Genomic DNA, 14,734 nt, shown 5'->3' on the forward strand with positions numbered 1-14,734 from the left:
TTCATAACTGTATCTTTTTAGTTGTCTTGCCATATTCATCCCCTAATTTCTATCTTTTTCTACTATAAGATTATCAAATGAATAGGACACTTTCTAAAATTGTCTACTTTACTGATACAATAACAAATAGAACAATAAGAAATTGGTCACTCATAAAATTCGATGAGTGACCAATTTTGATAGAACGGTAAAAGACCGGGAACACAAAAAAATCATTACGGATGCTAAACTTTCTAATACTTCCCCAAAACCTCCCAAATCGGTTTATTCCGTTTCTCCATTTGTGCATATCTTTTTTCAAACACGTCACGTTCAGATTCAGAAAAAGATGTCTCTACTATTTTCTCACTAAAATTACGTAAGGCAGCTTGTACTCTATCCTTCATTTTCTCTACTGTCAGATTTGTTTGAAGTAGTTTAGATAAAGAAGCCATCACATTTGGGTCAACCTCAGGATAGGTGAATTTTGTTTCTTCCTCTTTTTTGCTAATTCGATAAAAATCTCGAATAAGGTTTGCCCGTTCGTAACTATTTCCTTCTACATCTAAATAAATTTGCACGGCTGCACCATCTCGTACTCTTCGTTGAGAGATTCCAGCGAATTTCTTTCCGTTAATACTTAAGTCATAATCACCAGGGCAATAGGAATGAACAATTTCATATGCTTCAATCTCATTCGTTAAATCTTGAAGCATATATTGGACAAAACTTACCATTGCTTCATAGCAATCATGAATAGAAACCTCATGGATCCCCGGAATAACGAGAGAAAGATTTAAGACCCCGCCATCTAAGGCAACGGCAAGTCCGCCAGAATTTCGTATCACCACGTTGTATTCTTTATCAGCCAAAAAACGAACCCCTTCGTCAATATACGGAAGTCGAGCATCAGGTATCCCTAAAACAATCGTTTTTGGGTGAACCCATAGCCGCATAACAGATGGAGAATCGCCATTGCTTACGGAAGTTGCTAAAGCATCGTCTATAGCAAAGGAACTTAAGGCTGTATAAGGTTTTCCGGAAAATGTTTCTATCTCGGAATGATCTATATATCTAAATGTCGTTTGCTGAATTACTTCTTTCCAATTTTTCATTTTCTGCACCTAACCCTTTTTATAAGTCCAGACTCAGTGCCCAGCGACTAGCAAGACTTCCCTCATCTCTGTATGTCGTTAAACGGACACTTCCTCTTTTCCACTAAGTATTATATAATATATATTAAAATTGTCGAAAAGAAACGGATGGAGAAAATGGCATATAAGGATCAGCAACTGTCGGAAGAAAAGGTTTTTAAAGATCCTGTACATCGGTATGTTCATGTTCGGGATCGAGTTATATGGGATTTAATCGCAACACCAGAATTTCAGAGACTGCGTCGAATAAAGCAACTTGGAACAACGAATTTGACTTTTCATGGGGCGGAACACAGTCGCTTTAATCATTCTCTTGGTGTATATGAAATTGTTAGAAGGATAATCAATAATTTTGAAAATCAATCACATTGGAATAAGGAAGAGCGGTTGCTTTGCTTATGTGCTGCTTTATTACATGATTTAGGACATGGGCCATTTTCACATTCCTTTGAAAAAGTATTTAAGCTTGATCATGAATATTTTACCCAACAAATTATAATTGGCGACACAAATATCCATAAAATATTGGAAAGAGTAAGTCCTGGCTTTTCGAAAGAAGTAGCTGACGTCATTGCAAAAACATATGAGGACAAGCTTGTCGTAAGTCTTATCTCCAGTCAAATTGATGCGGACCGAATGGATTATCTGCAGCGTGATGCGTATTATACAGGGGTAAGCTATGGCCATTTTGATATGGAAAGAATTCTAAGAGTAATGCGGCCGATAGAGGATCAAGTTGTCATTAAGTCAACGGGAATGCATGCGGTCGAAGATTATATTATGAGTCGATACCAAATGTATTGGCAAGTATATTTCCATCCCGTGACAAGAAGTGCGGAAGTTATCCTTTCTAAAATTTTACATCGCGCAAAAGAGTTGTATGAATCCAAAGAATTCACATTTAAATTAAAACCTATCCACTTTATTTCTTTTTTTGAGGGTAAGGTAAAGTTAGATGAATACTTAAAATTAGATGAATCGATTGTTTATTTTTATTTTCAAGCGTGGCAAGAAGAACAGGATGAGATTTTACGAGATTTATGCGAACGATTCATGAATCGAAGGCTATTTAAATACGTGGAATTTAATCCAAACTTACAAATGAAACAGTGGATGGAACTATATCAATTATTTCAAAACGCTGGTATAGATCCAGAATATTATCTGGTTGTCGACTCCTCATCCGATTTGCCATATGATTTTTATCGTCCAGGTGAGGAAGGGGAACGCCTGCCTATTCACTTAGTGATGCCTGATAACTCATTGAAGGAATTGTCTAGACATTCCGATATTGTAGAAGCGATATCAGGGAAAAAACGTACGGATCACAAATTATATTTTCCAAAAGACCGCTTGGATGCATTAGAAAATGAAGAACTTAAAAATAAGATTATGGAAATTTTATATGGCCAAGGAGAGGTAAGAGATGTTAGATAATCATGCAAAGTTAATGCAGTTTTTTTCAGTTGCCGAAAATGTAACGGGACGGAAAAAGTTGCAAAAGATGATTTATATCTTGCAAAAATGTAATATTCCATTTGAAGAAAAATATAATTTTCATTTTTACGGTCCTTATTCGGAGGAATTAACTTTACGGGTGGAGGAACTTTGTAATCTAGGTTTTCTCCATGAGATAAAAGAAGATAAAAGCAATTATTATCAATATAATTATACAATTACGGATGATGGTAAAGAATTTTTGCAGCAATTTGCATTAGATATGCCTAATTACGAAGAAAAGGTAGAAAAATTAAAAGAAAAAAGCTCGCGTTTCCTTGAATTAGTAGCCACTATGTTTTACTTTGATTATTTACCAATAGAAGAGATGATAGGAAAAGTTCATAAAGTAAAACCAAAACAAAACTATAGTGAAGAAGAAATAAAAGAAGCAATCCAGTTTATGAAAGAAATCACGCTTAACTAAGACCTATGTAGGATGATGCTGTATCCTGTTCGGTCTTTTCTTTTTTTGAGCCTACGCAAGAAGTCAGAACAGAGTGTATTTGGAATGCGAACGATTTGTATAAATTATAGTTTGCAATAAGTGAAACGAAGTATGAACTCTGGTAAAATTAGTGAAAATAGGAATAGAATAGACGCGAGTAAAAAGGGAGGATTTCTTTTTATGAGTAATGATAAAGATAAGAAAAATGCTTTTACCATTATTAAAGATGACTCGACGGATGGTCATGGTGGCTATGGCGGCGGAGTAATAAGTTTAGAAAACATGTCATCTGTTATTGTCGATCCGAATGAAAATGAAGCGTATGTCGATATGGATGCGATGCATGCACGTAGTAAAATAGAGCGTCGTGTAAAATGGACTCACGTAAAAGAAGAAGTACCAAATGGAAAGTTATACTGGATTGTCTGGGTGAATGTGGAACGTACTGAAAAAGGCAAGTTTTATAGTGGGGTAGCGGCAAGTGAAATTCTAGTTGATCGTGAAAATAAAAGAGCCTATAAATTCATGCCAGAGCATATTAAACATATGGAAAGCTCTTTAAAAGGTAAAGTTATGGTAGACCACATGGATGACCATTCCAGAAAACTATTAAAAGATTATCTAGAGAACTTTGATAAGGAAATGTGGGAACTATCATCTGACGAGTTGAAAGAAGAATTATCAAAGTAAGAAAATATGAATATTTTGTGAACGTATTGTACTTTGTGATGGAAATTTGTAAAATAGGCTTACACGGACAAACATGTATTACTAGGACAAAAAAGAAACTGACAACGATATCGTTGTCGGTTTCTTTTTTTGCCCACTTTATCAAGTTCCGAATAAGGAATCGAAAATTCTCTTAAAAGGCCCATCGTTACTATCTTCTTCTTTTGGTTTCATATCATGGGGAAAATGATCTGTACAATACTGTTTAGGTTCAGAGCCTTTTTCAAAATACATGACACGACTAACCTTGCAATACGGTGTGGCAAGATTGCCTGTTTGTGGATCGATTGCAACCCCAACAACTCCATTCGGTACTTCAAATGACTTTTCAGGTAAACCTTCATGGGCTTTTTCCATAAAGGAAGCCCAAACCTTTTTCGGATATCCTGATTCTGCTACTACTTCCATCACGCGATTATCATCATATCCGCCCCAAACACCGGCCACTAGCTGAGGACTAAATCCAATCATCCAACTGTCTGATTTTGTTGATCCTGACTTTCCCGCATACACGCGAGATAATTGATTGGCAATGGGAGCACCGGTTACAGAGGCATAGCCATCCAGTTGTCGATCGAACACTCCGGTCATCAAATCTGCAAGTATAAAGGTTTGCTTAGGATCAAGGACTAAATCTCCTAGATTATTATCTTTTTCGTAAATCGTTTTTCCATCACGGTTTATAATCCTTTCAATTGTGTAACTATTGATTTCATGGCCACCATTCGCTATCATTCCATATCCTGTAACCATTTCTTCTAAGGAAACGGAAGCAGATCCTAAAGCTAGTGATGGGACTTCTGGAAGTTCCCCAGATAAACCGAATCTTCTCGCAGTATTTACGAGCTTTTTAGGGGTTAGATATAAATTGGTTTTTACAGCATAGATATTATCTGATAATGCTAGAGCTTGTGCTAATGAAATAGGTTCGTAAGCATAATAGTCATTAAAGTTACTTGGACGATATACTTCTCCGTCCTCTAGCTCGAACGCAGTCGGTTTACTCATTAGCATGGTACTTGGGGTATATCCATTTTCTAAAGCAGCATAGTATAAAAATGGCTTGAAAGTAGATCCAGCCATTCTTCTTGCATTAACTGCACGATTAAATGGACTTTCTGAATAATCACGTCCTCCTACCATTGCTTTAATTGCTCCAGTTTTTGGATCCATAGCCAATGCACCAATTTGCATTTCACTTGCTTGATCTATCGTTTTGGAGACAGAATCTTCTAATCCAATTTGCATCTCACTATCGAGAGTAGTATATATTTCAAATCCACCGGAGCGAATTTCTTCTGTATCCAGTTCTAATATTTTTGCAGCCTCTTTCAAAACGGCATCTTGGAAATAAGGCCCAATCGAATCGTTGTCTTCCTTCTTCGTCTTAGAGTAAGCAAGGGTGGTTGTTTTGGCATTCTGATATTCGTCAGGTGAAATCATATTGTTCGTTAACATTAACTGTAATATTTGTTCTTGACGTTGTTCAGCATTTTCCTTATCATTTAACGGAGAATAATAGGTCGGTCCCTTTGGTATTCCCGCTAACATGGCCGCTTCGGCAACATCCAGGTCTTTAGAAGATTTATCAAAGAAATAGTTACTTGCTGCTTCAATTCCATAGGAACCATGTCCGTAATAAATGGAGTTCAAATATCCTTCCAAAATTTCACCCTTGGAGTAATACATTTCCAAACGAACGGTATAAAAGGCTTCTTTTATCTTTCGGTCCCAAGTTTTTTCATGGGAGAGGTAGAGGTTTCTAGCTAATTGTTGTGTTAATGTACTAGCCCCTTCTTTTAATGTTCCGGAAGTTACATTTTGAAAAATTGCACCAATAATTCGTTTATAATCAAATCCATTGTGTTCTTTAAAATGCTGATCCTCCACAATCAATGTTGCATTAATAATATGAGGAGACATATCGTTTAAATCAACCCAATATCGATCTTCCGCACTACGCTCTTCACCAATCACCTCATTGGAGTTATTGTAATAAATCGTATTCTCTTCATTCATAAGGGGTGGAGGACCTAATATAAAACTAATCGTATAGATTCCAATGATAGAGAGTAGAACAATGCCTACTAAAGTAGTGATTAATTTAAAAATAAGTCGGTATTTTCTAAGTCTGCTTTTATTCATCACAAAACCTCATCATTCTAGTTTAACGTGTGTATTACTACCATTATGGGAAAAGATAAATACAAATAAACATTGAAATACGAAGGGAATTAGCTTTAGGTTAGGCAAACGCTGGATGTGACCTTTCTTAAGACCTTCTAATTCATTTAAAAAAATACTTGTTTTTTTCAAGAATTTCTCTATAATTTAAAAACGATTTAAAAAACGGTTTTTTACGGAAAAATAGATTTCTACATTAGGAGATGAACGAACGTTGAGTATTTGGTTCACAGAAAAGCAAACGGACAATTTTGGGATTACTGCAAAAATAAAGCAAACCTTTGTTTCTGAACGAACAGATTTTCAAGAATTACAAATGGTTGAAACAGAAGAGTGGGGAAATATGCTCATTTTAGATGATATGGTAATGACAACGGAGAAGGACGAGTTTGTTTATCACGAAATGGTTGCACATGTTCCGTTATTCACCCATCCAAATCCGAAAAATGTACTTGTTGTTGGTGGGGGAGATGGCGGTGCAATACGTGAAGTGTTGAAACACCAATCGGTTGAGAGGGTAACGCTTGTTGACATTGATGGAAAGGTTATTGAGTATTCTAAGAAGTACCTTCCAACTATTGCAAGCGGCTATAATGATAAGCGTGTAGAAGTAAAAGTAGAAGATGGTTTTATGTATATCGCCGATAGTAAAAAAGCGTTTGATGTCATCATGGTTGACTCTACAGAACCGGTTGGCCCAGCAGTTAATCTTTTCACGAAAGGTTTTTATGCAGCAATTCATGAAGCTCTAACAGATGACGGTGTATTTGTGGCACAAACGGATAATCCGTGGTTTAAAGCGGACTTAATTAAACAGGCCTTCCACGATGTGCAGGAGATTTTCCCTGTAACGCGTTTGTATACGGCAAACATCCCAACTTATCCGAGCGGTCTATGGACATTTACGATGGGAAGTAAAATTCATGATCCGTTAAAAGTGAAAGAAGAACGTTTCTTTGAAATGGAGACAAAATACTTTACTCCAGAAATCCATTTTGCCTCTTTCGTATTGCCTAAATTTGTGAAAGATATGACGAAATAAGGGGAGAAACAGACGTGAGATTTGACGAAGCATATTCAGGTAAAGTTTTTATTATGTCAGGTTCAGACTTTGAAAAGGCAAAAGCTGTTATTTATGGAATGCCAATGGACTGGACGGTTAGCTTCCGTCCGGGTTCTCGTTTTGGTCCAGGACGAATAAGGGAAGCATCAATCGGTCTTGAAGAATATAGTCCTTATATGGATAAGCATTTAGAAGAAATTGATTTTTTCGATGCGGGGGACATACCTTTACCTTTTGGAAATGCAGAACGAAGCCTTCATATGATTCGCGATTATATAGACCAGTTATTACAGTTGGAAAAGTTTCCGATAGGGCTTGGTGGGGAGCATCTTGTGACATGGCCCATCATTCAATCGATGTATAAAAAGTATCCCGACATGGCATTTATCCATATCGATGCCCATGCTGATTTAAGAGAGGAATATGAAGGAGAGTCTTTGTCCCACTCTACTCCAGTAAGAAAGATTTGCGATTTAATTGGACCTGAAAATGTTTATTCATTCGGCATTCGCTCAGGTATGCGTGAGGAGTTTCAATTTGTAAACGAAAGTGGTATGCACATGTCTAGATTTCAAGTAGCCGAACCACTACGTAAAATTTTACCGACCCTAAGTGGTAGAAACGTATATGTGACGATTGATATAGACGTCCTTGACCCGGCATATGCCCCAGGAACTGGAACAGCAGAAGCAGGTGGAATTACCTCCAACGAATTATTGGAAGCCATCCAATTAATTGCTGAATCAGACATCAGCGTCATCGGTGCCGATCTCGTAGAAGTAGCACCAGTCTACGATCACTCTGAAAAAACAGCTATTGCAGCGAGCAAATTTATTAGAGAAATTTTACTTGGTTGGGTGAAGTAGTTAATCTGGAGCAACATATATTGAAAAAACATGCCTATTATAGCTATAATAGGCATTATATGACTTTAAGTAAAAGGGCGATAATATGAGTTCTGTTCAAAGAAATATAAAAGTTAAACTTCAAACCACTATTGATGACCAAGGTTCTAAGGAACATAATGAAATCAAAAGCACTGGGAAGTTTTATAGAAAAGGAAAAATGGACGTCCTTATCTTTGACGAGATAATGGAGAAAGAAATGAAAGTAAAAAACTTCATTACGATCCAAGAAGGCTCCGTCAATATTAAACGCACTGGCCTAGTATCAATGAATCAAAAATTTGATATCAACCGTCGCACTGAAAATGTATATAAACATCCACATGGTGCAATACATATGGAAACATTCACAAAAAAAATTGCGTATAAATTAAAAGACGAAGCCTGTGGGCAGCTCATTCTATCCTATACGGTAAAATTAAATGGACAGCCTGATGAACGGAAACACGAATTAATACTTAGTTTTAATGAGGAGGATTCCCAATGAATGTATTGGAACAAACAGAGGATACATTAAGACAGGAAATAGCAAATGCGGTAATCAATGCAAATCTAGCAACGAAAGAAGAACTTCCTGATATTGTATTAGAAAAACCAAAAGATAAAGCACATGGTGATTTTGCGGCAAATATCGCTATGCAATTAGCTAGAATTGCGAAAAAAGCACCTCGTCAAATTGCAGATGAAATCATTCAACATCTTGACCAATCGAAAGCATCTATTGAAAAAGTGGAAGTCGCTGGTCCAGGATTTATTAACTTTTTTATGAAAAATGACTTTTTAGGCGACATTATTCCAACGATTCTTGAAGCAGGAGAAACATATGGAAAAACGAATACAGGTAAAGGAGAAAAAATTCAAGTAGAATTCGTTTCCGTTAACCCTACTGGAGACCTTCACTTAGGACATGCCCGTGGTGCTGCATATGGTGATGTACTTTGTAATGTTTTAGATGCTGCGGGGTTCGAGGTTCAGCGAGAATACTATATTAATGATGCTGGAAATCAAATTGACAATCTTGCCTATTCTGTCGAAGCCCGTTATTTACAACAATTAGGAAAAGATGTTGAAATGCCTGAAGATGGTTATCATGGCCAAGCAATTATTGAAATTGCTAAAAAAATTGTTGCACAAGATGGTGATAAATGGGTAGACCGTAAGCAAGAAGAACGGATTGCATACTTTAAAGAATTCGGTTTACAGTCCTCTCTAGAAAATATTAAAAATGATTTAAAGGCTTTTCGTGTAGAGTTTGATAATTGGTTCTCTGAAAGATCACTTTATCAAGATAACAAAATTGCAGATGCATTGAAAAAATTAGATGAAGGTAATTATATTTATGAAAAAGACGATGCTACATGGTTTAAGTCAACAGAATTCGGTGACGATAAAGATCGTGTGTTAGTGAAAAAAGATGGAAGTTACACTTATTTAACACCAGATATCGCTTATCATAAAGATAAATTAGATAGAGGCTTTAACCAGCTAATTGACGTTTGGGGAGCGGATCATCACGGCTATGTACCAAGAATGCGTGCGGCGATACAAGCTTTAGGCTACCCATCTGAAAAATTCCATGTAAAAATTATTCAAATGGTTAACCTTTTCGAAGGTGGAGAAAAGGTCCGAATGAGTAAACGAACAGGTAGAGCGATAGCATTACGTGATTTAATAGAGGATGTTGGGGTAGATGCAGCACGTTATTTCTTCGTAACTCGTTCCAATGATTCCCAACTAGATTTTGATATGGATCTTGCACGTTCACAGTCCAATGAAAATCCAATCTATTATGTTCAATATGCACATGCTAGAATTTGTACGATGTTAGAACAAGCAAAAAACAAAGGATTCAACATAGAATCTACATATGATGCAGGGCTACTAACAGCTGAAAAAGAAGTAGATTTATTGAAGAAGCTTGGGGAATTCCCTCAAGTTGTTGCAGAAGCAGCAGAAAAACAATTACCGCATAAAGTGACACAATACGTATTTGATTTAGCTACTTTATTGCATAGCTTTTACAATGCAGAGAAAGTGTTGGATCAAGAAAATAAAGAACGGACAAACGCTCGTATTGCTTTAATGAAAGGTGTACGAACTACGTTAGCAAACGGATTAAAACTGATTGGAGTTTCCGCTCCAGAAAAAATGTAAGTAGACAAAGCTGTCATATCTGTAGAACTAGAAACATAAAGATATACTAGAAAACACTATTTCCTCATAATAAGGGATAGTGTTTTTTTGTTGTCTAATAGACTAAAAACTTTAAATTTTTTAATTTTGGTTTGACTGAGTGCTCATTCATCATATATTATAAGTATAACACGATAACTTCAAGATCTTTCAGATAAATGGAATCGCTAACATTAGCTTGGAATTCACTTACAAGGTTGGCGATTGTCTTAGCTATACTCATGCGGGAAGAAAGTTTTATACTTTCCTAACTGCTAAACAAAAGGGGGAGAACGAAATGGAAACATTCCTAATCATCAATTGGATAGCTTTTTTAGTAGTTACGATTTATGCACTTTTCCTATTTGCAAAAGTTGTAGCTACAAGATTAGCTTATATCAAACTTGGTAAGAAATCCAAGTTTGATGGCGAGGTGAAAATGCGTTTAAAACGTGTGGGTACCATTGTCTTTGGTCAGTCCAAATTACTGAAGGATAAAAAATCGGGAACTATTCATGTCATGATGTTCTACGGATTTATCCTTGTGCAATTTGGAGCGATTGACATGTTTGTCAAAGGGCTTTCTCCAGGAAACCATTTGCCATTTGGCATGTTCTATCCGGGATTTGTCTTTTTCCAAGAACTTGTAACATTAATGATTCTCGTTGCAGTTATTTGGGCGTTCTACCGTCGTTACATTGAGAAGATTGTTCGCTTGAAAAGGGGATTTAAAGCTGGACTTGTACTTATTTTTATCGGGACATTAATGCTTTCCGTTTTATTCGGAAATGGAATGGCGATGATTTGGCATGGAGCGGAAGCGGGTTGGACAGAACCTGTTGCAAGTGTCATTGCAACGATCTTCGGTTTCTTATCTCCAGAAGCGGCGGCAGTACTTTTTTATGTCGCATGGTGGGTACATACGATTACACTATTATCTTTCTTAGTCTATGTACCACAGTCCAAACACGCGCACTTACTTGCAGCACCAATTAATGTCTTCTTAAGTAAGAAAGTACCTGGTAAATTGGAAAAACTTGATTTCGATATGGATGAGGAATCTGAGGAAAGCGAAGAGGAAATTTCCTTTGGTGTTGGGAAGGTAGAAGACTTTGAGCAGTTCCAAATGTTGGACTTTTATGCCTGTGTAGAATGTGGACGTTGTACAGATGTATGTCCAGCAGCCGGTACTGGTAAAATGCTTTCCCCAATGGATATTATGATCAAGCTCAGAGACCATTTAACTGAAAAAGGGGCAGCAGTTACTGGCAAATCAGCTTGGGTACCAGCATATGCATTTTCTAATACAGCTGGAAATCAAGCAAGTGCTGGTGGAGAAGCAGCTGCAACGATTCAAGAAGTAAGCCTAATTGGTGACGTTATTACAGAAGCTGAACTTAATGCATGTACAACTTGCCGAAACTGTGAAGATGCTTGTCCAGTAACAAATGAGCATGTTGGAACAATCATGGATATGCGTCGCTACTTAGTGATGACGGAAGGAAAGATGGATTCTGATGTACAACGTGCGGTCATGAATATCGAACGTCAAGGAAACCCATGGGGATTATCGAAAAAAGACCGTATTAAATGGCGTGATGAAGATGAATCGATTTATGTACCGACTGTTAAAGAATTGAAAAAGGAAGGAAAAGAATTCGAATATTTATTCTGGGTTAGTTCAATGGGGGCGTATGATAGCCGCAGTCAGAAGATTGCTATCGCATTTGCCAAACTAATGAACAAAGCGGGAATTAGCTTTGCCATTCTTGGTAACCAAGAAGCAAATTCTGGGGATACAGCACGTCGTATCGGTAATGAATTCTTATTCCAAGAAATTGCTGAGAAAAATATTAAGACATTTGAAAAACATGGCGTGAAGAAGATTGTTACCATTGATCCACACGCTTATAATATTTTCAAAAATGAGTACCCTGATTTCGGATATGAAGCAGAGGTATATCACCATACGCAATTATTATATGACCTTGTGAAATCTGGAAAATTAGCACCAAAACGTGAAATTAACGAACGTTTAACATACCATGACTCTTGTTATCTAGGAAGATATAACGGCGTATACGACCCGCCAAGAGAAATCTTGCAATCTATTCCTGGGCTTGAATTGGTAGAAATGGATCGTAGTCGTGAAAATGGAATGTGCTGCGGGGCTGGTGGTGGCCTGATGTGGGCAGAAGATACAACTGGAAACCGTATCAACGTTGCACGTACAGAACAAGCACTAGCCGTTAATCCATCGATGATCTCAAGTGCATGTCCATTCTGTCTAACCATGTTAAGCGACGGAACCAAAGCCAAAGAAGTGGAAGAAGACATCAGTACCATGGATGTGGCTGAAATCCTAGCCCTATCTGTTTTAGTAGAAGAGAAGGAAGTAGTAATGGCATAAGTTAGTATGAAAGGGGGAAACAACATCCCCCTTTCTGAAAGTAAGGAAACTGAACGAATGCTCAGTCGGTCAAATTTATATATAAAAAGGGGAGTTTTAAGTGAAGAAAACCGTAATCGTTTCTGGAGCAAGAACACCTTTTGGAAAATTTGGAGGAGCCCTAAAAGCTTTAACTGCACCTCAACTAGGCGGAAAAGTGATAGAAGAAGCATTAAATCGAGCGGAATTAGACGGGTCAGAAGTAGATGAAGTCATTATCGGAACTGTACTACAAGGTGGTCAAGGACAAATCCCGTCTCGCCAAGCAGCAAGGGAAGCAGGAATCCCTTGGGAAGTAAAAACAGAAACGATTAATAAAGTCTGTGCCTCAGGATTAAGAGCTGTTACATTAGCCGATCAGCTTATTCGCTTAGGAGACGAAGAAGTGATCGTTGCCGGTGGAATGGAAAGTATGTCCAATGCACCATATTTCATGCCAGACGCAAGATGGGGGAGTCGAATGGGAGATAGTAAGATAAAAGATTTAATGATTCATGATGGATTATCATGCTCCTTTACAGGCGTTCACATGGGGACATACGGGAATTCCACAGCAGAAGAATTTAACCTAACAAGAGAAGCTCAAGACGAATGGGCATACCGAAGCCATATGAAAGCAATCGAAGCAATAGAATCTGGGAAATTTAAAGAGGAAATCGTTGCTGTTGAAATCCCGCAACGTAAGAGTAATCCAATTCTAGTAGATACAGATGAAGCTCCAAGAAAAGATACAACAGTTGAAAAACTTGCAACCTTACGCCCAGCTTTTGATAAAGATGGAACAATCACTGCCGGGAACGCACCAGGAATTAACGATGGCGCAGGTGCATTTGTTTTAATGTCGGATGAGAAAGCTGAAAGATTAGGGAAAACTCCATTAGCTACTATTATAGGTCATGCAGAAGTCGCGGTAGAAGCGAAGAACTTTCCACAAACGCCGGGGGTTGTTATCAATAGACTATTAGAAAAGACGGGGTATTCCATTGAGGATATAGATTTATTTGAAATTAATGAAGCATTTGCTGCTGTAGCATTAGCAAGTGGGCTAATAGCTAAGGTGGATCCGGAGAAACTAAATGTAAATGGTGGTGCGGTTGCACTAGGGCATCCAATAGGAGCTAGTGGTGCACGTATTATCCTAACGTTAATTTACGAATTAAAACGACGGGGTGGAGGACTGGGAATTGCTGCAATTTGTAGTGGTGGCGGTCAAGGAGATGCCATCTTAATTGAAGTGCCAAAACAATAATTCAAGTAAAGTATTAATCTATTTAAAAATTTGGAGGCAAAAAAATGAGCATTCAAAAAGTAATGGTAGTTGGTGCAGGACAAATGGGCTCAGGTATCGCACAAGTATTTGCTCAATCTGGCTATGAAGTTATATTAAATGATCTAAATCAAGAAGCATTGCAAAAGGGGATTCGCTTTATTGAGAAGGTTTTAAGTAAAGATGTTGCAAAAGGAAAGATAACGGAAAAAAACAAAGCGGATGCATTAAGTCGATTATCTACTTCTGAAAGGATAAAAGATGCTGGAGATTGTGACCTTGTCGTTGAGGCGATTGTGGAGAGTATGGAAGCGAAGATGAGTGTTTTTAAGGAATTAGATCAAATTGCTCCGAAGCATACCATATTAGCATCCAATACGTCTTCGCTTCCGATAACAGAAATTGCAGCGGTAACCAATCGTCCGGAAAAGGTAATCGGGATGCATTTTATGAATCCAGTTCCAGTGATGAAGTTAGTGGAAATTATTAGAGGGCTTGCGACGAGTGATGAAACATATAACACTATTGCTTATACTTCGAAACAATTAAATAAGATATCGGTGGAAGTGAATGATTTCCCTGGTTTCGTATCGAATCGGATTTTATTACCGATGATTAATGAGGCAATTTATACCGTCTATGAGGGGGTTGCCTCACCAGAAGATGTAGATACAGTAATGAAATTAGGGATGAATCATCCAATGGGACCACTTCAATTAGCCGATTTTATTGGATTAGATACATGCTTATCCATTATGGAAGTTCTTCACGAAGGATTGGGGGACAGTAAATACCGCCCATGTCCATTACTTCGAAAATATGTAAAAGCTGGGTGGCTCGGTAAGAAAACGGCTAGAGGATTTTATGAATATAGTTAATTGCACCTA

At 37.5% G+C, this 14,734-nt stretch carries 12 protein-coding genes; 10 read left to right on the top strand and 2 right to left on the bottom strand.

The features are described 5' to 3' along the window. Positions 1-233 precede the first annotated feature (233 nt). A complete protein-coding gene (locus tag KM885_RS03585; protein WP_047186656.1) occupies positions 234-1,094 on the bottom strand; it encodes a lipoate--protein ligase family protein in 861 nt (286 codons plus the stop codon). 156 nt (positions 1,095-1,250) lie between these two features. Between KM885_RS03585 and KM885_RS03590 the strand changes: the two genes are divergently transcribed. From KM885_RS03590 to KM885_RS03600, 3 genes are all read left to right on the top strand, one after another. After that, the gene (locus KM885_RS03590; RefSeq protein ID WP_060668882.1) at positions 1,251-2,570 is read left to right on the top strand and encodes an HD domain-containing protein; all 1,320 of its coding nucleotides are present in this window, start codon (positions 1,251-1,253) and stop codon (positions 2,568-2,570) included. Beyond that, a complete protein-coding gene (locus KM885_RS03595; RefSeq protein WP_047186658.1) occupies positions 2,560-3,057 on the top strand; it encodes a YwgA family protein in 498 nt (165 codons plus the stop codon). Before KM885_RS03590 ends, KM885_RS03595 begins: the two co-directional genes overlap by 11 nt. A gap of 201 nt (positions 3,058-3,258) precedes the next feature. Further along, on the top strand, positions 3,259-3,768 hold the full coding sequence (locus KM885_RS03600; RefSeq protein WP_216883533.1) for a YwhD family protein: 510 nt from the start codon (positions 3,259-3,261) through the stop codon (positions 3,766-3,768). 141 nt (positions 3,769-3,909) lie between these two features. On the opposite strand, the gene KM885_RS03605 is transcribed toward KM885_RS03600, so the two are convergent. Next, positions 3,910-5,952: a transglycosylase domain-containing protein gene (locus KM885_RS03605; protein ID WP_204797964.1), complete on the bottom strand. Its 2,043-nt coding sequence runs from the start codon at positions 5,950-5,952 to the stop codon at positions 3,910-3,912. A 253-nt stretch (positions 5,953-6,205) separates the two neighbouring features. Between KM885_RS03605 and speE the strand changes: the two genes are divergently transcribed. From speE to KM885_RS03640, 7 genes are all read left to right on the top strand, one after another. Further along, entirely contained in the window at positions 6,206-7,033 is an 828-nt protein-coding gene (gene speE / locus KM885_RS03610; RefSeq protein ID WP_060668879.1) for a polyamine aminopropyltransferase, read from the top strand. Positions 7,034-7,047: 14 nt separating this feature from the next. Continuing rightward, complete coding sequence (speB, locus tag KM885_RS03615) at positions 7,048-7,920, top strand: agmatinase (RefSeq protein WP_216883534.1); 873 nt, start codon at positions 7,048-7,050, stop codon at positions 7,918-7,920. Positions 7,921-8,005: 85 nt separating this feature from the next. Continuing rightward, positions 8,006-8,446: a YwiB family protein gene (locus tag KM885_RS03620; protein WP_047186663.1), complete on the top strand. Its 441-nt coding sequence runs from the start codon at positions 8,006-8,008 to the stop codon at positions 8,444-8,446. After that, a complete protein-coding gene (gene argS / locus KM885_RS03625; protein WP_204797965.1) occupies positions 8,443-10,113 on the top strand; it encodes an arginine--tRNA ligase in 1,671 nt (556 codons plus the stop codon). The genes KM885_RS03620 and argS overlap by 4 nt, the downstream gene beginning before the upstream one ends. Before the next feature lie 316 nt (positions 10,114-10,429). After that, on the top strand, positions 10,430-12,541 hold the full coding sequence (locus KM885_RS03630; protein WP_047186665.1) for a (Fe-S)-binding protein: 2,112 nt from the start codon (positions 10,430-10,432) through the stop codon (positions 12,539-12,541). Between the two features lie 100 nt (positions 12,542-12,641). Further along, a complete protein-coding gene (locus tag KM885_RS03635) occupies positions 12,642-13,829 on the top strand; it encodes an acetyl-CoA C-acetyltransferase (RefSeq protein WP_060668876.1) in 1,188 nt (395 codons plus the stop codon). A gap of 44 nt (positions 13,830-13,873) precedes the next feature. Further along, positions 13,874-14,725 (top strand): 3-hydroxybutyryl-CoA dehydrogenase, encoded by an 852-nt coding sequence (locus KM885_RS03640; RefSeq protein WP_047186667.1) that lies wholly within the window; start codon positions 13,874-13,876, stop codon positions 14,723-14,725. Positions 14,726-14,734: the final 9 nt, after the last annotated feature.

The organism is Oceanobacillus caeni (genome assembly GCF_019037185.1).
Taxonomy (GTDB): domain Bacteria; phylum Bacillota; class Bacilli; order Bacillales; family Amphibacillaceae; genus Oceanobacillus; species Oceanobacillus caeni.